Source organism: Psychromonas arctica DSM 14288 (genome assembly GCF_000482725.1).
In the GTDB taxonomy this organism is placed as follows: domain Bacteria; phylum Pseudomonadota; class Gammaproteobacteria; order Enterobacterales; family Psychromonadaceae; genus Psychromonas; species Psychromonas arctica.
This window is the reverse complement of the sequence record NZ_KI519479.1, coordinates 145265-170598: the sequence shown is the minus strand read 5'-3', so window position 1 is coordinate 170598 and position 25334 is coordinate 145265. Positions and strand designations below refer to the sequence as shown.

Sequence of the window (25334 nt, the reverse complement as noted above, 5' to 3'; positions counted from 1 at the left end):
ATTCAAGAATAAGCCTTTTTTGCGAGCATTAAGTACTTTTATTGAATAACAAAGTACATTGCAGCAGCCCAAATACCGAACATTGCTAATAAGAAATATGCAACGCCTTTGGTTACTTTCTTATGTTTGAACAATAAGCTTGCTGCTACTGCTCCAGTAATGGCAACAATTGACCAACGTAAAATAGTCAAGTTAGCATCTTGCTCTAATGGTAATGAACTAACCCCATTAATAAGGAACCATGCTAATAATGGTAATGCAAAGGCAACCGTTGTATCAAAAGTATTAGAAGCTAATGGGTTAGCAACGGCATCTTCATATTCACCTTTTTGAGCATCTTTCACCGATAGGATTAAATCAGGAATAGAAGACGCTGCAGCACCAAATATTAAGCCAGCAAAAAACTCAGGAACACCTAATACTGTCGCACTACCTAATACACCTTCAACCAGTACATGTGATGCGCCTGATATGATTAAAATAGCGAGTATTAAAACGACTAGGGAGCTGATTAAAGTAAAACTTTTATTTGAAAATAACAATGCATTGAAGTTAAAAGTAAATAAGTTCCCGATCACACCTTTATCTTCAATTTCTTCATATTCATACTCTTCATCTTCTTCACTGTATTTTTTAGAGTCGTAATATAAATGAGCACCGTAACCTACATAGATAAGATTAAGAATAATCGCCATCCAGATAGTGAAATGATCAAAACCTAAACACACGATCAATGCAATTTCTGCCGCTAATACCCAAAAAACGTCTCTTAACAAAGTGCGCTTATCAAGTTCAATATGATCGACTTTTTTGCCGCTTTCATCTTTTGCCATTAGGATGGATAAAGCAGGGATCACACAGCCATTAAAAATAGCAGAGCCCGCTGTTACACCTAAAGCAACCATCACTAATGATGGGTCGTTAAACCAAAACAAACAAGCAATAACAACAAACATTTCTGGCATGCTAGAACCGATAGCATTAACCGTTGCGCCTTTTATACCAGGTGCGAAATTACGGCCTAAGTAACCAGCTGCTTGTTCAAACGTATCACAGGCATATTTAAGTAAATAGCATGAAATAATGATATAAAAAAACGGTAATATTGTATCCAAGATACTCTCCAAAATTAATAAACTACTTGTATGCCGTAGCTTGTGGCTAATAAACTAATTTTTACTGCTGTCTAATAATATCAATAGTTGATATAGAAAAATCGATATAAATTCCATTAACCGCACTCTATCAATAGTGATATTGGCCACTAGTAAATATAGATGCAGGATGAGGAGTTAAATTCAGACAAGTTATTGTGAACCTATTGCGATAACTAACTTCTATAATTACCAGTTCTATAAATAACAGTTCTGTAATTAACAGTCATACAATTAACGGTTTAGATTTATTTTTTACTTTTATATTTAGTCATCAATCTGTGAGTCAGTTTTAATCAATTTGTAAACAGCTTATTGAATTCCTTTCTCTCGAACAGCCTTTGCCCCACCCTCTCAAGCTAAATATTTGCTAATAGCAAGACAGGCTGCATCGAATATTTGTTTGATGACTAAAACGTTCTATTGTTACTGTGAAATTGGCTAAATTGCATTGGTAGCACTACCTTGCCAAAGTTACATCGCCACTTTTTAAATATTAAAGATAACCATTTGCAACAGTTTTAATTGTACCTTCTAGGCCTTTATCTGCTGTTGTTTCGCCAATCGCAGAGAACTTCCAGCTACCATTATGCTTGTAAAGTTTACCAAGTACCATAGAAACAGAACCTGCAAACTGTGGATCATTAGCAATATCATAGATGGCATGAACAGAATCAACGCGACTCGGTGTACCTTCATATAAACGGATAGAAGCAAAAGGGATGGTTTTAAAGTCGTTTCCGCTGAATGAGTTCAGTACAAAAACAACTTGCTCTGCATTAGCAGGCAATTGCGGTAGATTCACGCTAATGATTTCATTATCTAAACCATCATCACCGTCTAAATCACCCTCTAGGTCATCACCAGAATGTTTAATTCCCGTGCTAGTTAGTTTACCAAAGTAGACAACATCTAATGTTTTCCCGCTTGCATCAAAAACAGCACAGCTCGCATCTAAATCAACAGCAACTTTTTTCTCGCCGCCAAAAAAGCCTTTTTTAGTGATCGCGCCCCAGTTAACACCTACACAAATATTCGTTAAGCCAGTACCGTTACTCTTTTCAAGGCTTATTTTCTGGCCTTTTTGTAATGAAATTGCCATTTAAAACTCCACAATGTTATTTAAAATGTTTATTTAAAAATAAAGATTGGCTAACCAAGTCAGCCAATCTTTTATTAAAACTTGATCAGATACTAAACCTGCACGCCATATTGACGAGCTAGAGGGCCTAAACCACCTTCAAAACCTTGTCCAATCGCTTTAAATTTCCACGCACCATTATGTAGGTATAACTCACCGAAAATTAATGCAGTTTCAATAGAATAATCTTCAGATAAGTCGTAACGTGCCACTTCTTCATTAGAAGCTTGATTTACAATACGAATAAAGGCATTTGATACTTGACCAAAGTTTTGTTTTCTTGCTTCAGCTTCATGGATAGTCACTGCGATAACAATTTTTGAAACATCAGCAGGTACTAAACTTAAATCAACTTTAACAGCTTCATCATCGCCTTCGCCTTCACCCGTTAAGTTATCACCCGTGTGTTCAACAGATTTACACTCAGACATTAAATTATTAAAGAATATAAAGCCTTTATCTGATTTAACTTTACCATCAGCCGTTAGTAGAAACACAGAAGCATCTAAGTCAAAATCAGCGCCATCAGTGGCTCTAGAATCCCAACCTAATCCCAATAAACATTTGGTCATACCAGGAGCAACTTTCTCTAAAGAAACATTTCCACCTTTTTGTAACGAAACAGCCATATTAATTCTCCACTTAATAAAAGTTTATTTTAACATTACAGACGCCTATAAAGCGTCAATACTCAATATACTATAGGGGTAAAAAAATTAACATGTTAGAAACCTAACTTTTCCTAAAAATGAGACCTGAAAAAAGTTAAATTCTATTTATAATCAATATTTTACTTATAAAAAAGCCAATCATCCCATCTAGTATAAGTACTACTTTACAGAGGGTTTTAAAATGCGCTTTGATTAATTAAATCACTCAAAGTTTAATGCATTTATCAACTCTCTTTTCACCATTAAAAATGAACAAAGAACTCGCGATAATATTCAACGACTTCGCTATTTATGCAGACTTAAATCAAGTCTATAAAAGATCGTATTTTGGCCTTTTAATTCACGCCAATATCGCCGTTACTTACTCACTTTAATTAGTGTCTTAACTTGAACAAATAGTTCAACTTATCCATTCATTCTTTGCCCAGAGACTATTTATTTTTTGTGATTAACAATCAAATTAACACTCACATGAAAACATACATTAAAATAACCACAGGCATATTATGTCGAAACAGTAGCATTAAAACAATCTATTTAAAACACTAATTTAACAATTTCTACTGTTGTTTAACCTCGACTCCCCCCTTTATCTCATTGTTAGCATATCTATCGTTTCTCTGGCGTTAGTTAATAGAGAAAAAATTGATTACTCTCATTAGATGGTGACTTAATTACAAAAAGCAAGGTAGCAATCAATTTTAATCACAAAAATAATTTATTTGACATGTTTTACAGGCACAAAGATAAGTCTTAAAAATAGATGAAGGTTAGTTGGAAAGTAACTCAATATTAATGTCACTGCCATTGAGGGTGTTTAATTAGTAGCAAAGGTAAGGACTTTCAAGACAGCAAGCAACTTATATAAGGAAGCGCGAATGAAAAGCATGCCGAGGGAGATAAGTGACTGCTTGAAAGGGAGAGCAGAAAATAGCCGTAAACAAGCAGCTAGCAGCGCATAAAACCAATCATAGTGCGCTGTCAGTAAGTTAAAGTAGAGTGTAAATTTAATGTTTTAAGCCAATGATTTACGCCACAGAGTAACTGAAAATTTTATTTACAGAGTCTATTTAAGAGGTGTTACCACCCTTTGTTGCAATAACAGCTCAGCTTGTGTGGAGGGGCAAGGTTTATAAAAGTAATAACCTTGAATTTCATGACATCCTAATTGTTTAATAAACTCATATTGCTCGAGGGTTTCTACACCTTCAGCAATGATTTTTAAATTTAAACTGCTAGCAATCAGGACCATACCTTGAATAATTGCTTTATTTTTTGGGTTGTTTACCGCATCTTTAACAAAAGTTTTATCTATTTTAATCGTATCAATAGGGTAAAGGTTAATACAGTTAAGCGAGGAATAACCAGTACCGAAATCATCCAAAGCGATGCTCAGACCATAGTCTTTAAATCCCTGTAAAATAATCAATGCTAGTTGTTCATTTTCAATTAAAGCATTTTCAGTAATTTCTATTTGGATATCTTTAGGGTCAACATGGTGTGTTTTCATTATCTTTATGTAAGTATTCAGCAATTTTTCATTACGTAATTGCAGTGCCGATAAATTGATAGATAAGCGAATATTTTGATGGCCATCGTTACGCCAAGAAGCATATTGTCTACATCCCTCTTCAAAAATTAACTCATCGACTTGACCAATTAATCCTAGCTCTTCAGCCAATGGAATAAAGTTATTGGGCGCAATAATTTCCTGCTCTTTATTTTGTATTCTAACCAGTACTTCAAAACCGACAATGTTTCCCGTATTAACTGAAACTTGAGGTTGATAATATAAAACAAATTGCTGCTTCAAGATCGCTTCACGTAAAATATCTTCGTATTTATTGCGTAGTATATTCTTTTGCTCTAAAAATTTATCATAAAAAACATAACCATTACGTCCTTGAGATTTTGCTTGATACATTGCATTATCCCCAGCCTGCAATAATGTTTGCACATCATTACCGTCATTGGGGTACAAGCTAATACCTAAACTCAAGGTACTGTAAATAGGTTTATCATTAATCAAAATAGGTGCTTTTATATGATTAAATATAGATAGGACAGCCTCAATAACATTTTCTTCACTCTGTATATCAGGCACAATAATAACAAATTCATCGCCACCTACTCGCGCTAATATATGTTCTTTAGAAAGCGCATTTTGTAAACGTTGCGTTAATTGAACCAGTAATAAATCACCTCCTTCGTGCCCAAGTGTATCGTTAACATGCTTAAAGTAGTCAACGTCGATACATATAATTGCACACTTTTTATTCTCTGCACGACAAGATTCAATCACTTCAGTTAGTTTATGTTGAAATAACTTGCGGTTTGGTAAGCCGGTTAAAATATCTAAATTCGCTAAGTTTTGAATTTTCTCTGCTTGTAGTTTTTTTTCAGTTACATCTTCAAATAGTCCACGATAACCAGTAAATACCTGGTTAATAAAAATAGGTTTAGCTGAAATTAACAGACAAATAACATTGCCATTGTGATGTTGATACCAACACTCGAAATCAATTATCACTTCATGACTATGCATTCTATTGATAAAATATCCCTCTTTTTCGACATTAAATTCATCAATTCTTTTATGCATCAATAATTCAGGTGGATAACCAATGATTTCGCTCGTTGAGTTTGAACAATAGGTAAACTCATTATTTTTATCGGTTTCCCATAACCAATTAGATGAACTATGTGCAATCTCACTAAACCGTTCTTGCTCATTCTTTAAATCTTGGATCAAAATTTCATTTTTTAATGCAGCACTAATAATAGCGCGCAGATTCTCAAAGGCAGTGCCTTTACGATTACTTAAATTCAATACCATAAAACCCAATGCTTTTTTTCTGAAAGACAGTGGAAAAACCATCAATGTAAACCGATCTTGATAATCTAATAGGCCATTAGGCAATAGTTTTTTAGCAACAAATTCTTTATTCTCGATTTGCATAAATTGATTATTACGAACAGATACAATATTAGTAGCGTGGAGGGGGTCGCTATTAAGTTCATTAAACAAAGAGATGTGTAGCTCTGATAGATTTAAAATATCAACGGCATATTCTTTTATTCGTGTTAAATCAAATGAGGAGTTGAGGTTATTAACGATAGTCCTAAAATAATTCAAATAGTACTCAGCTTCAAAACGCTGAAAATTAATCGCCACTTTCTCAATTTTATTTTTTAAAGAGATCAATTGCCCTATAAAACCAACCAAATCCAGTGCTTCTTTGTCCTGTTCTAAATACTGTAATGCACTAAATTGTATACGGTCAGTCAATTCAAGCCATAGAATAATTTCTTCTGTTTTCATTGCGTCTTGTAAGTGGCTTTGTAATATTTTTAAAAAACCATCAAAATCTTTTTCATGGACGGCTTGTTGGTATAAATGAATCACTGAGGCAACATCAGCGCGAATAATTCCGCCTTTATAAGGGACTACCTTAGACTCAAAATAGTCCACAATTCCTTTAAAAACCAGATCCTTATTTTTTATCTTTCCTAATGCTTTAGTCAGGTCACATTGTTCTTTATTGGGTCTAAAATGAGCCTCAGGTAAACACCCACATGATTGTCTTATCACTAATGATGTAGGAACGTAAATATCAACCCGTTGTGATTTACCTTCAATTTGTTCAATGAGAGCCTGAGCAGCAACGCTACCAAGTTCGAACAGCGGTTCTTGTACACTGGTTAAAGCAGGCGAAGCAAAGGCGCCTTCTAATGTATCCATTGACCCTATTACTGCTATCTCTTCGGGAACAGAAATACCTCGTTCCTTGCAGGCATCAATAACCCCTAGGGCTTGGTTATCATTCACTGCAATCACAACTTCGACGGGTTTACCCACTTCATCTAAAAACTTTTCAAAGGAGATCTTTGCAGACAAGCGATTTAAATCGGCATATAAAATGGCATCTTGATCAAAGGGCAGCTGATGCTTATTTAACATTTCTTGATAAATTTCAGTACGACTATTTGAAGAAGAATGGTACTTAGGGCCTCTCATTAAAAGAATATGGCGATACTGATGTTTAACATAAAAGTGTTCGAATAACTGTTCAAAACCTATTGCATAATCGGTAATGACATTGCTATGTTCTTGCACATAACTACCGATATTGATCGTTGGTACTGTAGCAAACCGATTGATCAATTCTTGACTAGAGAGATCATCTAAAAAACGTAAGTGGGAGCTAAAGGGACCAATCACACCCGCAATCAAGTCCATATCAACAAGCCCAAAAACACGATCTCGCACTAATGATAAAGGGTCAGTAGAATTAACCGCACCGCCGCAATAACCGATCACATTATAATCATTTTTTTCTGCCACATGAGCTGCGCCACGCATAATCCCCTCTTGGTACGCAGATGACATTGAGCCAACTAATACGGCAATGGTCGGGCGGCCATTTTTTAAAATATGTTGCTCATCGGCGTGGAGGTTATGCATAGACTTATTTCCTTAATTTAAGGCCTTACCATCGAGCTAAAAGTAAGTCTGTTTACTTTATTCAATCTGAAAAAAGTCAATTAATCGGCAATACTGTGCTTTCTATATCGTAAACCAGTAATAAAAAAGAACAACTAGTAACCATAAAATTAAAAAAGAAACAGAGACCTACAGTATTATCTATAAAGTAGAAACTATGTAGTAGGTAATGGCAGAGGCGTGAGGAATGACACTATATTTGTGTTGCCATATAATAAATTGTGACATATTTTTGCTATTTAAAAATATATAACGCCTAAAAAGGTACTGTGATAGCACGCTGAATTGCAAGTATCTAGGGTTGCCACTTCTTTTGCATTTTTCTAATTGTTTCAGCAGGAACATCGTGAATGCTTGTGAATTTACCTGTGCAGACTTTAATTTCTAGGGTTGCATTATATTGCTTGGCCAATTGTCGATAAGGCTGCATCTCCCATTGCTCCACAAAGGTATTTGCTACCACGACATTGTGCTGTAGCTTTAAAAAATACTGACACTGTTGTTGGCACCAATTATGAGCTTGCGTGAGTAAGGCTGGTTGAAATAGATAGCAGCCACTGTCATCAACGAAAAACATATCAGTTTCTAAATGCTGCGTTGTATGTTGTGCTTCTTTTCTCATTTTTTTAGCTAATGTACTTTTGCCACTGCCCGGTAAACCACGAATAAGTGTCAACGTTAATGAAGGAATAGGTGAAGGTGTAGATGGCGGCATAGATGACTCTTTTTCTGTATTTTTATCCTTGCAATCATAACAAACAACAAGCAAAAAATGGTTAATGTGGGATCAGAATACCTTATTTTATAAAAGCGGAGATCCTGCTCGCGATGAAAATACTAAAGCTCTAACCAGTTAATTAGCAATGTAACGCAAACGAGCATATGCATAATATGCTCGTCGCGCGTCATCCTGTTACTTTATTTTGAATTGCCCCACTAATTGGTTTAGTTTGTTGCCTTCAATTAATACACCACGTGCAATTTTTTCAGCTTCACCACTACCTTCAGTTAATGAATTCACAATGCTTTGAATTTGGTAAACATTACGCGTGATCTCTTCCGTCACAGAGCTTTGTTGCGTTGCCGCAGTAGCAATTTGAGTACTCATATCATTGATAGCGGTAATGCCAGAGGTAACCGAGTGTAGACTGTCTGAAATCGCACGAGATGAATCCACAGAGCGTACACTTCGCTGCTGGCTCAATGACATCGCTTTAGCAGATAACTCTACTAAACGATGTAACTCACCAAGCATTTCATTGATTTCAAGGGTACTTTTTTGTGTACGGCTTGCTAGGCTTCTTACTTCATCCGCTACCACAGCAAAACCGCGTCCATGTTCTCCTGCTCGCGCTGCTTCAATGGCTGCATTCAATGCTAATAGATTAGTTTGATCTGCAATCGCACCAATCACACTCAACACCTTATTAATTTCTTGCGATTGTTCCGTTAAAGCATTCATACTGCTTGCGGCACCATTAATTTCTTCTACTAAAGCAGAAACTTCTGTTAATGAAGTTTCAACACAACTTTGTGCATGATTAACATCTTCTGAAACCGCATGTGTGGCTTCCGCTACTTGATTAGTATTGCTAGCAACTTCATTAGCCGTTGATGACATCTCAGTAACAGCAGATACCACTTGCTCTGTTTCATTGTTATGATCTTTTAATTGTGTCGCAATGCCGCGGCTTTGTTGGTCCATATCACGTCCAGCTTGATTGATGCCAATCGTCGCTTCACTAATATCAGCTATGATATTTTTCAATTTATCAACAAACAAATTAAAAGAACGACCTAATTGTGCAATTTCATCGTTCCCATGAATTTCAAGGCGTCGTGTTAAGTCTCCTTCGCCTTTAGCAATATCATTTAAGTTATCAGCCATACGTTGAATCGGTCTTACCATTTTAACTGCGACGATATAGATGATAATAGAAGTAACAATGATTAAGGCGACCGAAATCATGAAAGTAAACATCACTTTCTCTGATAACGCTTTCTCATCTTTAGCGGAGTAGTTAGCGATCGCTTTTTCAATATCATCAATATAAGCGCCTGTTCCTATCATCCAATTGCTATTGGGGATCATAGTCGCATAACCAATTTTCTCTATTTGCTCAGAAGAACCTGGTTTTTGGAAATAAAATGAATAGATGCCATCCCCTTTTTGAGCTGCATTTAATAAACCAACAATTAATTTATTACCTTTAGTGTCTTTTAAGTCAATAAAGTTTTTACCCTGCATTTCAGGTTTTACAGCATGAAAAATATTAACTCCTTCGGTATCATAAATATAAAAATATCCCGCACTACCAAATCGAATATCACGTAATGCAGCATCAATATCACCACCATTAGGTAGCGATTTTTGATAAGCAATAATCTCTAACGCAATTTCAGTAACTTCTCTTAGTGCTTGCTTACGCTCTTTCATCAAGGATTGACGAAATTCAGCAACATCTCGCTCAAGTCCTTCTTTTTCTACAGAGTAAGAGACAGAAGAAAGTGAAACAATAATGATCACTAATGGTAATAGTGTTAGTAATAACAGCTTTTGAAGAAGGTTAAATTTATTCATACTCAGTCCTGATCCTCTTTTTAAGGGAGTGAAGATAATGCATAGGGGTAAACATTTTCGCTGAGTATAAGCAATTTGCACATTTTTTCTCACTTTCAATATAAAAAAATAATCAATTTAAGCCCATTTTAGAGTTAGGTTCAACTTACTTTGCTTAAGCGTATGATGAGAAGACAATTTGTTGGGCTTTCATAAAGCTGTTAGGGGGTTATTAAGGCAGTTCACCTTTACAAAATAAACACGGACGTACATCTGACCTAGAGTGAAATTAAATCATCTTTCATGGTAAAAGTGATTCGTCCCGTTACGCCATGTTGATCGATGGCAACGAGTTCAGCTTTTCCTTGTAATTGAGGTAATAGCTTTAAAGTGAATGCACCGGCTTGTGTTGCTAGCCATTGCCCATTTAAATACCAGCTAACTTGCCCTGAAGCACCAGATGCATAGACAGTTTGTTGGATTAAACTCTGTTGCCGCCGATAAATTTGTTGGTGATTTAATAACCCCACAATAGTGAGCGCATCAGCTTGTTTTGGGATCACTAAACAATGAGGAGAATACATGGGAATACGGTGTCCTCTTTTTTCATTAACGGCAAGCCAAGGTTCTAGCTGTCGAGGCCATACACTGACTTTTTCATGCTTTGCTACTAACGCTCCACAATGGCCCGATAAACGCAGACCGCTAACGGGATCAATCATAATGTTTTCTATCACTTGATGAAAAGCTAATCTCGATTCTATTTGTAGCGTTCTCGGTGTGACCCCACCTTTAGTAAGTGCAACAAAACGGCGATCACAGGTACCTTCACTTAAGTGGCTCACTCTACCATCGGGCCAACAAATCTCTTTTTCTTGTACGTTAAATGGTCGCTCAGGCATTGCTGAGACAGATTGATAACTCCCCTGTTTTGCATTATTTAACATGCTCAACACAGAAAATAACGCCGGCGCTGCGGTGGTCACTCCTAATGCTCCTTTTAATGGCTCTCCACTGGGTTTGCCAACCCAAACACCAATACTATATTGTTCAGTGCTACCAATTGCCCATGCATCCCGACTCGACCAACTTGTACCGGTTTTCCAAGCAAGTAATGGACGCACTTGTTTTGAAAGGCCCCAACTAAATTGTGCTGGAGGAGTTAATCCGGTTAAGGTTTTCCAAGTGATCCAAGCCGCTTCATCACTAACCAATCTACGTCCTTTAACTACATTATTTTTAGGATTTTTAGGCTCAGTTTCATGCTTTTTAAAAATAAGTGGTTTAACCCACCCTTGATTAGCAAAACTACTATGTAAAGTTACTAGACTTTGTAATGAAATCCCCGCGCCTCCTAATATAACGGACGCATTAGCTTGACCATTGGGAATACGTAATGGATACAATACATGTGCAAGTTTATTCACAAATTTTTGTTCTCCATAAGCTTCAATCAATTGTACAAAAGGAATGTTCAAAGAACGTTGTAATGCATCCGTTGCTGTCACTGGACCATCAAACCCTTTAGCAAAATTACCGGGTTGATAACGAGAATTCAAACGTGGCACATCGGCTAATAAAGATTGTGAATGGATTAAGTTGTCATCAATCGCTAAAGCGAATAATAATGGTTTTAACGTTGATCCAGGGGAGCGAATAGCTTGAATCATATCAACGTGGCCAGCACGACTTGCATCCAACATCGAGGCAGAACCCACATAACTGACTACATGCTGTGTCTGATTATCAACCACCAGCACCGCCATCGACACACCTGCTCCCTGTAACATGGCGTATTCTCCGACGTAACTACTAATCTGTAGTTGTAAATCACGTTTAATATAGGTATTGATAACCGCTTTACTGGGGTTTTCTTGATGTAATCGCCTTGCTAACAACGGCGCTACAAAAGGTTGTTCAGGTTTCCATACCACCACTGGCTCTTGTTTTACTCGTTTTCCCTTTTGTGGACTCCAATTGCCTTGCTTGACTAACCGATCGATGACTTTATTTCGTGCTTGTGTGGCACGCTGAGGGTAACGATCTGGTCGATATCGCGAGGGGGCTTGTGGTAAAACTGCTAATAAGACAGCTTCAGCAGGTCGCAACGCCAAGGCTGGCTTACGAAAATATTGATAACTTGCTGCTTGCACTCCTTCTAAAGTTCCACCAAATGGGGCGTAATTAATGTAAATATTTAATATTTCTTGTTTGCTCAAATACCATTCTAATTGCAAAGCACGCAATACTTGCTGTAGTTTTCCCAATAAAGTACGCGGATGAGGGTGCAAAATGCGTGCAACTTGCATGGTGATAGTTGAACCACCAGAAACAATGCGTTGATGGATTAAATATTGCCATGCTGCTCTTAAAAAACTAATTGGGTTGACACCAGGATGCTGATAAAAGTAACGATCTTCATAAGCAATTAAGGCAGCCAAATACTCCTCAGAAACATCCTCTATATCGACTTTATAACGCCATACACCTTGCTGATCTGCAAAGGCACGCAACGGGTAACCTTGGTCATCTAATACCACGCTAGCAAAATCCTGTTGCTGCTCAGACAGTAGTAATGGATAGTAACGATTAGCCCCCCATAAACTACACAGCGCTAAAACCATAAATACAAAGCACCATGCTAAACAAAGCCATCGCCATTTTAACAAACTTCGATCGGTTGTCTTTGTCACTAAACCTGTAAGCCGCTGAAATACAACGTTAATCAAGTGCATTCACGTTAACATGTTTAATACTACCACCAACACCGTACACAGCAGGTTGATACATGGATTCTACACGTACCGCAGGAACCACATACTTGCCGGGGTTCACTGCGCGTGACAGCACATATAATGTTTGAATCTGTTGCGCACGTAAATCAAGCGCGGCCACATAACGGTCATCTCTATATTCTTGATGTACAATGTTCGCAGTCACTTCCACCTGCTCATCGTCAATCATAAGATCTGACAATTTTAAACTGTTGTTTAATTGTTGGTTTTCTAACTCCACGCCTGCCGGCATTAAATTAACCAGTAAGGCATCTGCGACCCTTTGCTCACTGCGCACAGTAATACGTGTTAATAATAATTGCCCTGATTGTAAAGTACTATTATCAAGCAACGCTATTGCACTATTTTTGTCCACTAAGAAATGTTGTGCAGTCACTTTAATACCTTGGTCAAGGTCATAATCAGGCTGTTTTTTTACACCAGACCAATCAAAAGAAGCATAAATAGGTCTAGTGCCTGTATTTTTAAAGCTAGCTTGAATTCCTTTGCTTTGATTATTATCGATTGTTATATTTTGATGGTATTCACCACTTGTTTGTAGCGCTATATTATTATCATTAATGAGCAGTTCACCCTGCCATTTGTGTGCTGTGTATTGCTTTTTCATGGTCATTGCTAAGGACAAAATAGCACTGCGTTCTTGAATACTTAACCACTGTTTTTGCTGCATGTTTAATGCTAAATCAGGCACCATCTTTAATGCTATTTGTTGTAATGACGCGTTCACTGAAGCAGAGGTTAATATCGTATTAATAGCCATTGCTTGGTCGCGCAATTCACTGCCGTAATCACCGAGGTAATCTTGTCCACGTTGTTGCGTTAATGCTTGTTTAATTAAAGCAGTCCCCTCTTGTTCACTACCGGTCATTAACATCGCTAAACCAAGGTGAACACCTGGCAATTTGCCGATTGCCGCTGGCATATCTTTTTCAGCAATATCACGCAATGGCCCAAGGGTAATGCTATTTTGTTTTGCCAACACATAGGCGGCATAGGCACGATAAGCGGCATCATAATGCTGCGGATTAGTAGACCAAGTATTAACATGATGACGACTACGAGAGCTTAAATAACTTTGCAAACGTTGTGTCGCTTTATCCAACAACTCCTCTGGCACCACCACTCCATTTGCTTGCAAATCATAAAGAAAGTCGGTGGCGTAAACAGTTAACCAGTGCTGCTCTGGGGAATGGTTACTCCATAAACCAAAACTACCATCAGCGCGCTGCAATTGACTGTATCGTTGAATTGCATCTTGCACTTTTTGTTGTGCCATCTGTGTATCAACAGCTTCCATATTGCTTACTGGACTGTGCAATGCTGTCACAAAAGGACGCGATTTACTGGTGGTTTGCTCTAGGCAGGTATAAGGATAATCCGCGAGATATTGCCAGTGTGCCTGTGCATCCAAATGTGGGTTTAATGCCACTGATAATTGTAGTTTTTTACTACTATCAGTAAAGGCAGAGAGCACATCCTTTGGCAATGTCATTTGCTCATTGGGCATTAACAATGCTTTTTCGGAATGGTATTCACTAGCTTGTGTTGGGCGAACAGGTAATGTCCAGTGGCGCTTAATAACAACCTTCCCTAAGGTCATACTGGCATTAATTTCACCGTTCCCTATTGCTTGCTCAGCATCTAAAGAGAAATACAGAGTCTGCTTTTTATGAGGCAATAAAGTGATTTTTTTAACCTGTTTCTGCGCTAATAATTGGCCACCCACACTGAATGTGAATTCGCCTTGAAGAGGTTTATCTGTGCTATTACTTAAATCTAACGCAATCTTACTGTTATCACCCTGCGCCATAAATTTTGGCATCGCCACTTGCATCACCACTGGCGAAGCGACCTTGATGGTTTTTTCTGCTTTAGCAAATTGCGCTTTATTGAACACTACCGCCGTCAAATTTAGTTGCCCATCAAAGGCAGGTAATTGTAGCGGGATCTCCGCTATCCCCTGTTTAACTGAGACTAAACCACTGAATAGACTTACAATTTGCACTTCACTTTGAGCTTGTTCACCACCACGTGTTAATGCAGCATCACCTCCCCAACGTATTTTTGCCGAGTCCCCCAATAAGGGAGTCATCACTTGATCATAAACATCGGTTATTGCACCTTGGTAAGCACGTTGGCTATAAAAGAAATGATGTGGGTCTTCAACTTGATATCCACTCACGCTCAATACACCGGCATCAACGGCGGATAAAGTGACTTTAGCGTCTCCCGATACAGGGTTGCCCTGTGCATCTTTTACCAAGACTTTGGTCATCACTTGCTGATTAGGTATCCAACTTAATGCAGTATCAATTTCAACATTTAATTGACGTTCACTTCGATTCAAAGGCAAAGGAATAATACCAAAACTACGTTTAGTGATGGATTTTGATGCATTGTCTGCTGCTGAGATTACAAAAGCAGAAATGTACAAATCATGCCTTGCAAGCATTTTCGGTACGCTTAGCGATAACGTTGACTCGCCCTTGTCCACCTCCACTAACTGTTGCCATAATACTTGGTCAGATTCAATTGTTACCAGTGCACTACCTGATGTAGGTGAACCAATACGTAATGTTAAATCCTCTCCAGGTAGGTAAGTGGCTTTATCTAGGGCTAAATTGACGCGATCAGGTCGGATCGTCGCACTATTATTTTGCCAATCGTTATACCATTCCTGTCCAGCACGAAAACGATAAACAGTGCGTGCTTGCGTTGTTAAGTCAGTAAGTTGTAATCGATAATCACCCCATTCAACTTGCTGTGATAAGTTCAGTGGCGTTGAATCAACAAAGTTAAGTATACGATCATCAACAGTATATTCTTTTTCTATACGTTGATAGTGCCAACCATTATTATCGTCATAGCTCCAAAAATAACGTTTTTCTTCACGTATTAACTCTGCTTTCACATTACCGGAAGTAACGGGTTGCCCCGCTTTATTCAGCTTTAATAGACTGAAATTAATGCGACCATTGCTTACAGATTGATTATTATCAAAGCCCGGTTTAACTGCAATAAAACTGGCTTTAGGCCATAATAAATTATCGTAAAAACGATTAATTGCACGTCCACCTGTTTCAAAAAGGCTGTAATGCAGGCGCACTTTAACGGGTACACTCCAATCACTCCAATCTTTATCCACTACCGTCACAACGTGTCCAGTGTCATCTAACTGAGTATCTGCTAATTCGAAGTTATCATGTCGAGCGCCGTTAATATCGCCCACGTAATAATCAGGCCATTGTTTAAATGGGTAAGCCCAGGCTGACACGCTAACCTTAGTTTGTAATTTATTGCGCGCGGCGGCCGCGCCATACATATATTCTCCTAACACATTAACGGTTAGCTTTTGTGTAGCATCGAAACTATTTAGTTTTGTGGTTTTTAAAGCGTCTTCCCCGTTAACACTTAAGCGCATACGATCCGGTAAAAAGTCTTCTACTTTAAAATGAAAACGCGCACTATATTGACTGTTACCTTTAGCATTAACTTTAGCTTGCCAATTACCCAGCGGACCAGACTTTGGCAGATCAACTTGATATTGATAGTAACCATTTTTTTTATCCGTTGCTTTCAACCAGATTGATTTGTAAGTACTGCCATCAGGTTTAAACAATGTCACACTTAATTCAGTTGGTAGTACTTGTCCGTCTGCATTACGCTGCAGCATATTCAGCCTTAAGGTTTCACCGGGACGGTAAATATCTCGCTCAGAATAAACAAATATTTGGCTATCGCTGTGCGTTGGGCCCGCGACGTTGTAATCTGAGAGGTCAAAACGCGGATGTTGGTAAGGTAATACAGTCACTTGCTGGTCATTACGCGCCACAATTAACGCTAAACGCTCACTATTATTAATGCTGACTTTACCCGATGAATCGGTAGTTAAGGAAGAAAACCGTGTTGATTTATTATCTAAAAAATCTATCTGTATATTCGTAAGTAATTGCCCCGTTTTAATATCTTGGGCAATCACATAGGTTTTTGTCGGGAATTGACGTATTTGTAAACCAATCGCAGACACCGAAAACCAAGTCGCCGCATCGAATTCAAAGCCACCCGGTTTACCAATAGTGGCAAAATAAACACCGCTTTCATTAGCCCAATTTTTATCTGCAATAGCAAATTTTGTAATATGTCGTTGATTGGCTTTACCTGCAGTTTCAATACGAGCCGTATAGATATGTTCAACCATCTCCTCACGGTTTGCATTTTGATAGTGATAGGCACCGCTATTAGCAATATAATTGAAATCACCAATAAAACGACTAAGTTGATCGGCTTTAACGCGATAAATATTAAGATTCGCAGCTTCAACATTGACAGAATAAATGCCTAAACTTTCAGAGTGTCCCGGTACTAATATAGCGCCCGCTTGCATTTTAAAACTAACAACTGGCGGCATTGCTCTTGTGGTGACTGAATATTGTGAAGCTTTGCTAAGAGAGGTGTCATTTTCAGCCATTAATCCAGCAATCACATTAATTTCATAATCGGTTTGCGGTTGTATGCCAAAAAATTGTAACTTTTTCCCATCTTTGCTCAATACGGGAGTGGCTAATTTAGGGGAAGTTTCAATAAAACGGTCAACGTTTTGATCTGCTTGTAATGGGCTATTAAACAATAATTCGATGGCATTGCTATTACCCACTTCGCGTTCGGATATATCCAGTAACCTTAATGCGACTGATGCAGCGGTCGAGCTGGCATTCGATGTGGCAATGACAGCGCTAGTTTGTTTCTCAGCTAATTTTTCAACTGGTAATTGCTGTACAGACAATTGTTTGGCAGTCGATGCTTCAGCAACTAATGGTTGATCGGTATTTTCCTGGCATCCTAATAACAATAAACAACATAAGCTGACATTTAATACTTTATTGAACCACATGAATACTCTCCAATTGCTGTTAGCGATGAGTTGTTAGCTATCAGTTATTATAAAAATGACATTAAGTTTATCTTAAAAATTCTATCATAAACTATTTTGTTAACGAAAAAGTGTCCATTCAGTGATCAATCATGTTCAAAAAGTGGCAACACTTGACGCAGTCACTATCGATTCACAAGAGTAAATAATAGTAAGCCCTTATTGCAAGCTCTCTGAACGATCACCTTTGAATATAAATCATTTAATTCAATCATTTAATTCAACTTAACTCTTAATCTTAATTCAATTAAAAAATAGCCTCATTAATTATGGAGTATTTGCTCCATAATAATTGGAACTTTCCTCTCTGTGCAACGGCAGTAGATCGCTTCAAAATGCCTCCATTAACTTAACTCACGAGCGTAACTCATTAAACTGAAGAGGATTAAACATGAAAGCAATTGGATACCAACAAAATTTACCCGTAGAAAATGAGCTATCTCTACAAGATATAGAATTAGAGACGCCTATTGCACAGGGACAGGATATTCTGGTTGAAGTTAAAGCTGTTTCGGTAAATCCTGCTGACTTTAAAATTCGTCAGACAGCCCCTGCTCCTGACGGTGAATACAAAATATTAGGCTATGACGCGACGGGTGTAGTTAAATCCGTGGGTGAAAACGTTACCTTATTTAAGCCTGGTGATAAGGTTTGGTATGCTGGCGATGTCACTCGCTCAGGTAGTAACGCACAATACCATCTCGTTGATGAACGTATTGTTGGTGGTATGCCAAGTACGTTATCTTACGGTGAAGCGGCTGCATTGCCATTAACTAGCCTAACAGCATGGGAGTTGTTATTCGATCGCCTTAACGTGGCAAAAGATGATGTATCTAAAAGTATTCTAGTGATTGGTGCAGCCGGCGGTGTCGGTTCAATCATGGTACAGCTGTTAAAACAACTAACAAAACTTGAAATAATTGCAACGGCATCACGTGCAGAAACTATTTCTTGGTTAGAAGATTTAGGTGCTGATACCATCATTAATCACCGTAATCCGTTAAGCGAAGAGTTTGCAGCAAAAGGTTTAGCAAATGTCGATTATGTTGTTAGCTTAAATAATACAGAGCAGCATTTAGCTGAGATTGAAAAAGTCATTAAACCTCAAGGTAAGTTTGGTTTAATTGATGATCCAGCGACATTAGATATCGTACCTTTTAAAACTAAAGCGGTTTCGGTTCACTGGGAACTGATGTTTACACGTTCAATCTTCAAAACAGATGATATGCAGAAACAGTATGAAATTTTAAATAATGTCGCAAATATGATCGATAATGGACAAATTAAAACCACAGTTGGTCAAAATTTAGGATCAATTAATGCTGCTAATTTACGTAAAGCGCATCAGTTCCTTGAAACGCAAACTGCAAAAGGTAAAGTTGTTTTAGAAGGTTTTTAAGGACAAGTACTTTAATCATACTTTTTAACAATAAAGCGCATGTTATGCGCTTTATTGACTAGTATTTAGGTTGTTATATTGTTTTAGTTGCGCCGTTATAATCTTAACCTCTGTTCCAGATAACCAAAGCAAAATGCACCATTATCCCGAGCAGAGTTTATTTATAAAGCTGTTTATAATTAGGAATATGATCAACCCAGAAAGCAGGCTCACCGATATAGTTTTGAACTGTTTTAATAAACTCACTGACCAGTAGCGTTTGTTTACGATGTGGGTATAAAGCATAAATAGCGGTGTCCATATTCGATAGTTTATAATCAGTTAACAACGTAACTAACCCCATCTCTGCAATCGATTTTTCTAAATTAAAAAGATCAATCAAGGCATAACCTAGTCCAGCTTGCACGGCTTCCATCATAGCCCTAACATCACTCACTTTGTAATTGCCGCGCATTTTAAATGTTTTCTGAATATCGCTGTGTGCTTGTTCACTTATTTTGATTTGATCTAAGCTGACATCACCATTACCGTAAATAACCGCAGGTAAAGCAATTAACGCTTCAGGTGTTTGTGGCACCCCATAACGCGAGATAAAACAGTCAGATGCAACCAACGCAAAATGTGTATTGGCAATTTTTTTGGCGATCATGCTGGAATCATCCAATTTTCCAATTCTAAAGGCTAAATCAAAGTGGTCTGCAATAATATCACTGCGTTTATCATCTAACATCAATGTAATTTTTACCTCTGGGTATTGCTGCATAAACTGATTAATCGCAGGTTGAATATATTGTTGCCCAAAAAACATACCCGAAGTAATACGTAACATGCCTTTCGGTTTAACTTGATAGGAATCAGCAATACTTTTCATATCATCCAGCGTATCCATCATAATATGAGCTTGATGCAGAATCTCTTCTCCGGCAGAAGTCAAAGAAAATGAGCGTGTTGAGCGATTCAACAATTGCACACCTAGCGTACTTTCTAGTTTTTTAATTTGTTTCGATAATGAGGAGTTATCCATATCATGAATAGACGCCGCTTTAGCAAAAGAGCCCTGTTGTACCACATCGATAAATAACATTAACTGATTAGCAATTGACAATTCAAACTCCCTACAAAGGATCACGGATAACTTTCAAATCTATAAAGTTAATATCTTACCATTCACGGTGTGACACACACCATAAGTGATCAAAGTATTATGGGAAAATAATAATCAGAGTAAACCTGAGAGACTAAAATATTGAATGGGACAAGGCAGGAGTTGGCTTATTAGACTTTAACTTAATGCCAACATCAGCCCACCATAAGGCTTCTGATGTTGGCATATAGAACAGTAATTAATCTATTAAAGTACTTTCTTAAGTCATTTAATCAAGTGATTCGGTTAAGCCTTTAGATTAAGAAATTAATCCAAAGAATCTCGGTAAGAATAAGCTAATTTCAGGAATGAAAGTGATTAATAATAAGGTCACAATCAATACCGCACAAAATGGCATAATACTTCTTATAACATCTTCAATCTTAGAGCCACTAACACTACAGCCAACAAATAATGCTGTACCAACGGGCGGTGTGGCAATACCGATACATAGATTAAATATAAGCATCATTGCAAAGTGAATTGGATGCATACCCAGATGCTCTGCAATTGGCATAAATATAGGTGTAAAGATCAATACGGCAGGCGTAAGGTCCATAAACATACCAACAATTAGCAAAATTAAATTCATTAGAATAAATATAATAATTGGATTATCAGAAATTGATAACATCCAATCGCTTATCATCGTCGGTAAACCTGTAAAAGCCATTGCCCATGACATAATGGTTGATGCACCAATCAAGAACAGCATAATACCGGTGATCAGTGTTGTTTCTTTACAAATTATTGGGAAATGTGACCACTTAAGTGTTCGGTAACAGAGTGACAGGGTGAAAGAGTAAAGCACTGCTATACACGCGCCTTCTGTTGCGGTAAATACACCGCCAATAATCCCCCCAATAACAACAAAAATAAGCCCTAAACTTGGTGTTGCTTGCCAAATAATTCTTAGTACATCTTTAGCTGTGAAGCCGTCATTAGCACTTGTTTTATAACCTTTCTTTTTAGCGATAAAATAGGCCACAACCATACAACTTAATCCCATTAAAATACCAGGGACATAGCCTGCGATAAACAGTGCGGCAACGGATGTTCCACCCGATACGACTGAAAATACGATTAATGAATTACTTGGTGGAATCAGTAAGCCTGCAGGACAAGATGCAACATTGACTGCTGTTGCTAAATTTTTGTCATAGCCTTCCTTTTCTAGTTCTGGACCTAAGGTTTTACCAACTGCAGCAGCGGCAGCTACTGCAGAACCAGAAACTGCACCAAACATCATATTAGCAAATATGTTCACGTGTAAAAGAGATCCTGGGATCCAACCAACCATTAGCTTTGCTAAGTTGATAAGTCGCCCCGCAATACCACCGACATTCATAATATTCCCAGCGAGAATAAAGAAAGGGATAGCTAATAAACTGAAACTATCAATACCAGTAATAATTTTTTGGCCGGCTGTAATACTTGCTACATCAAAGGGTAAAATGAAGTACATGATGGTTAAAGATGACATGGCAATAGCAATGGCAATTGGCACGCTTATCGCAATCATGAATAAAAATAGGCCTAGCAGCCAAACACCAATGGACAAGTCCATAATATGAATCCTTTTAAAATTTATTTTTTGTTAGGTTTACAAAAAAGTTCAATCGTATTTAATGTCAAATAAATAAGAATAATAACGGCTGAAATAGGTAATATTGAATAAACGGTAGACATTGGTAGTTGCAGCGCAGGTGATAGTTGTTGGCCGGTTCTTCCCATCAGGGCAATACCACCTTTAAGCATTGCTAAAGAGACAAATGCAAAAGAGATCCCATTGATGAGTAATTGTAATGCTGTATGTGCTTTTCCTCTAAGATAGCCATCTAATAGCGTTATCGCTAAGTGTCCTTTAACACCAAATAAATAACCGGCTCCTAATAATCCAAGCCACACCATCGTATAGCGAGCAAGTTCACCAGTCCAGCTGCTTGGGTCATTCAACACATAACGACTAAAGACTTGCCAGGTGACGGTTACTACTAGCAACATTAATGCGAAAGAAGAAATAAAGAGAATCAACCTATCAAGTAGGTTTCTGAAAGATGTTAACATGTAGTTATACCTCGAAGGATTTTGCCCTAGCAAGGCTAGGGCAAAATTATATTTTTACTAATACTTATTTAAAGTGCTTCAATTTTATCAATGAAGTACGCTAATTTAGAATCTTTTTTAGCTTCATCGATCATTGGTTTAACAGCTGCGCGGAAAGGGGCTTTATCAACTTCGATAAATGTTACGCCTTCTTTGATGCCTTTCGCTTTGTTCATGTTATCCGTTTCGTCCCAGATTTTGATCTGTTCTTCAAGAGATTCTGCAGCTGCTTCTTTTAATATTTTTTGCTCTGCAGCTGTTAATGAATTCCATTTATTTTCTGAAATGATAATCACATCAGGGGTCATCATATGCTGATCCATAGAGTAAAATTTAGCAACTTCACTATGCTTCATTTCAACTAAGCTAGAAATATTATTTTCTGCTCCGTCAATTACACCCTGTTGCAAAGCAGTGTAAACTTCATTGAATGGTACAGGTGTTGCTTTACCGCCTAATAAATTAACCATTTCCATCATAGTTGGAGACCCTGGAACACGTACTTTCATGCCGGCTAGATCTGCTGGAGAGTTAATTGGTTTTTTAGCGTAGAAGCTACGTGTACCTGAATCATAAAAAGTAAGACCAATGAAACCTTTTCCTTCGCTTGAAACTAACATCTCTTGTGCTGCTTCACTTCTCATGAATTTTCTCATGTGTGGAACATCACGAAATAAGAAAGGTAGCGCATTAACTTTAAAAGTGGGTTCGAAAGATTCTGCTAAACCACCGTTGATTTTAGCCATATCGATAGCTCCCGTTACTACTTGCTCAGCCTGATCACGTTCAGAACCAAGTTGTCCATTTGGGAAAATCTTAATAGTAAGGTCGCCATCAGATTTTTCTTTAACTTTCTCAGCCATGATAACCATGCCTTGGTGAGCGGCACTTTCTAGAGACATAGCATGCCCCAAGTTTAGTGTCTTAGCATATGCACTTGGTGCAAGTAGCAATGTAGCTACTAAAGGTAATAAGATCTTTTTCATTATTTTCACTTCCTTATTAAAAATATTAATTTTTGCAATCGTCATTCCAATCAAGAAAATGTGCTACAACTGCGATGTTTGGTAAAAATTTTTGTTAAAAATGTATCGGTGTTCATTAACAATGAATGCATTTTACAAAGCCCATTAAGTATTACAATAAGAAAATATTTCAACATGACATAGGTCACGCTTAGTCATCTGAAAGTTAGATCTTAATCACTGTTCGCTTGTTTTTTATAACTCAGCGAAAATAACGTTTAAAAAATAACAATAATAAACACAGGGTAAATAGATAAAAAACAACAACTTACATATTCTTGTGATATGTAAACGATTAATTGATCGACTGCCTTTTAAACAACCGTTAATTTAGATACAACATAATTACATTTAATAAAATTATCATAAAAACCAACACATAAGGATTAGTTGTATTACAACTAGCCGTAAAAACAATAATATTAACTGGCACTTAAAAGGGAAATATAGCGAACCAGCAAGTTGATTATAGTCAGGTTTCACACTTTGTTTTTAACTCTCTAAAATCAACGCCCCATATTTAATTAACAAGTAGCATTGAACATTGAACATTGAACATTGAACATTGAACATTGAACATTGAACAAGCATGTTTCAACTCTGTTCAAATAATTATTAAGGGGGAATCTGGTGTGATTAAAAAGTAATAGGTTGAGTTAGGTGGGATAGAAATCATGAATTTATTTGAAGTAAGTTATTTTCGACACCCGTTCATCAATTATTATTAATGAATAATTAATAAGTGATGAGGCTAATAATAATGAGGCGAATAAAAAACAGGTTTAAGGAATAATAAGAAAAGGCTAGGTTGCAGCTCTACTCCTAGCCTTTTTAATGACAAATAGAATTAATAGTAATAATAGTAATAAATGACGAGTAACATTAGGTGATTAAAGGTAACTAATTGAAACGTCTTCTAAAGCTAATTTAATCTTTACGTTGAGGCAACATAAGCACGCCAACTACCTAAATCACTAATATTGATCGCGTCATTAACTGCATAACCTTCACAAATAAAACGAGTGACCCAACTGTTACCTTGCTGAACAGTAATAGCTAACAACTGGTTAAGCTCATCAACCGTATTCGTTAATAAAGTCACACAATCTAAACTTTTACATGCAGGTACAACAACTGTACAACTCAATAATCCTTTGGTCGCTTTTAAGCCTACAATATTATTCAGTGCAGCGGGCACTCGAGCTGACCCTACCGTATCCGTACCTAATGAGAAACTCACGTTACCATTAGCAACAGCAATCGCGCTGCCAGGGTTTGAACCACCAGAAATATAATCAGGATTAAAACTATTTTTAACCGCCCCCATGGGCTACGCACACCAACAAGCCCAGTCGCAAATTGGTCTAAATTAGCTTTACCTAATAGCTAACTTCATTTTGCTTTTGAAAATCTTACAATATCATACTGAAAAAATTACACTGACAATACCCCAAAAATCTTCATAAAAACCATAAGTAATTGATAAATAAAAGATAAAAATCCGGCCTGATAGTTGCTACTACCTTATTGAACACATTATAAAACAATCAATATTGTATATTTCAATAACTGAAGAGGAAAATAAAAATGGCACAGTCAAAACAAGCAATTAAAGCTGATTTAAAAAACACATTAAACGAAGATCACCCAGTTACTGATAAGTTACAAGATACTTTACATGATTCAGTGGATACCTTAGCGGATAAAGTGGGTTCGGCAGAAGAAACCATTCGCGAAACCGCGCACAGCAGTTCAGAAACATTAGCGAAGAAACAAAGTGAAATAGAAGATAAATGGAATCAGTCGGCGGTTAAAAAATACGCAAGTGAAAACCCTATCGCGACCGCAGGTATTGCATTTACAGTAGGAATGCTAGTTTCATCACTATTAAAAAGAAAATAATCG

General features: G+C 37.3%; 15 protein-coding genes. 2 read left to right on the top strand and 13 right to left on the bottom strand.

Going from position 1 to position 25334, the window contains the following annotated elements:
* Positions 1-38: 38 nt before the first annotated feature.
* The 8 genes from H592_RS0115755 to H592_RS0115720 form a co-directional block, all read right to left on the bottom strand.
* Positions 39-1115: a sodium:calcium antiporter gene (locus H592_RS0115755; RefSeq protein WP_245600440.1), complete on the bottom strand. Its 1077-nt coding sequence runs from the start codon at positions 1113-1115 to the stop codon at positions 39-41.
* 535 nt (positions 1116-1650) lie between these two features.
* Positions 1651-2256, bottom strand: a complete 606-nt coding sequence (locus H592_RS0115750; protein ID WP_028869613.1) for a TerD family protein — start codon at positions 2254-2256, stop codon at positions 1651-1653.
* 92 nt (positions 2257-2348) lie between these two features.
* Positions 2349-2924 (bottom strand): TerD family protein, encoded by a 576-nt coding sequence (locus H592_RS0115745; RefSeq protein WP_028869612.1) that lies wholly within the window; start codon positions 2922-2924, stop codon positions 2349-2351.
* Between the two features lie 1108 nt (positions 2925-4032).
* Positions 4033-7431, bottom strand: a complete 3399-nt coding sequence (locus tag H592_RS0115740; protein WP_028869611.1) for an EAL domain-containing protein — start codon at positions 7429-7431, stop codon at positions 4033-4035.
* Positions 7432-7765: 334 nt separating this feature from the next.
* Positions 7766-8185, bottom strand: a complete 420-nt coding sequence (locus H592_RS0115735) for an ATP-binding protein (RefSeq protein WP_037071966.1) — start codon at positions 8183-8185, stop codon at positions 7766-7768.
* Positions 8186-8383: 198 nt separating this feature from the next.
* Positions 8384-10051, bottom strand: coding sequence for a methyl-accepting chemotaxis protein (locus H592_RS0115730; protein WP_028869609.1), 1668 nt, complete (start codon positions 10049-10051; stop codon positions 8384-8386).
* Positions 10052-10308: 257 nt separating this feature from the next.
* Positions 10309-12654, bottom strand: a complete 2346-nt coding sequence (pbpC, locus tag H592_RS0115725; RefSeq protein WP_028869608.1) for a penicillin-binding protein 1C — start codon at positions 12652-12654, stop codon at positions 10309-10311.
* Positions 12655-12751: 97 nt separating this feature from the next.
* A complete protein-coding gene (locus H592_RS0115720) occupies positions 12752-17716 on the bottom strand; it encodes an alpha-2-macroglobulin family protein (RefSeq protein WP_028869607.1) in 4965 nt (1654 codons plus the stop codon).
* Positions 17717-18146: 430 nt separating this feature from the next.
* Between H592_RS0115720 and H592_RS0115715 the strand changes: the two genes are divergently transcribed.
* Complete coding sequence (locus H592_RS0115715) at positions 18147-19154, top strand: zinc-binding alcohol dehydrogenase family protein (RefSeq protein ID WP_028869606.1); 1008 nt, start codon at positions 18147-18149, stop codon at positions 19152-19154.
* A gap of 157 nt (positions 19155-19311) precedes the next feature.
* On the opposite strand, the gene H592_RS0115710 is transcribed toward H592_RS0115715, so the two are convergent.
* The 5 genes from H592_RS0115710 to H592_RS0115690 all read right to left on the bottom strand — a co-directional run bounded on the left by H592_RS0115710 (position 19312) and on the right by H592_RS0115690 (position 24756).
* Complete coding sequence (locus H592_RS0115710; RefSeq protein WP_028869605.1) at positions 19312-20259, bottom strand: LysR family transcriptional regulator; 948 nt, start codon at positions 20257-20259, stop codon at positions 19312-19314.
* 298 nt (positions 20260-20557) lie between these two features.
* Positions 20558-21865, bottom strand: a complete 1308-nt coding sequence (locus tag H592_RS0115705; RefSeq protein WP_028869604.1) for a TRAP transporter large permease — start codon at positions 21863-21865, stop codon at positions 20558-20560.
* Positions 21866-21885: 20 nt separating this feature from the next.
* Positions 21886-22365, bottom strand: coding sequence for a TRAP transporter small permease (locus H592_RS0115700; RefSeq protein WP_028869603.1), 480 nt, complete (start codon positions 22363-22365; stop codon positions 21886-21888).
* Between the two features lie 68 nt (positions 22366-22433).
* On the bottom strand, positions 22434-23390 hold the full coding sequence (locus H592_RS0115695) for a TRAP transporter substrate-binding protein (RefSeq protein WP_028869602.1): 957 nt from the start codon (positions 23388-23390) through the stop codon (positions 22434-22436).
* Positions 23391-24363: 973 nt separating this feature from the next.
* On the bottom strand, positions 24364-24756 hold the full coding sequence (locus tag H592_RS0115690; protein ID WP_028869601.1) for an amidase family protein: 393 nt from the start codon (positions 24754-24756) through the stop codon (positions 24364-24366).
* A 260-nt stretch (positions 24757-25016) separates the two neighbouring features.
* Here H592_RS0115690 and H592_RS0115685 point away from each other — a divergent pair, with 260 nt between their 5' ends.
* Positions 25017-25331 (top strand): hypothetical protein, encoded by a 315-nt coding sequence (locus H592_RS0115685; RefSeq protein WP_051369207.1) that lies wholly within the window; start codon positions 25017-25019, stop codon positions 25329-25331.
* Positions 25332-25334: the final 3 nt, after the last annotated feature.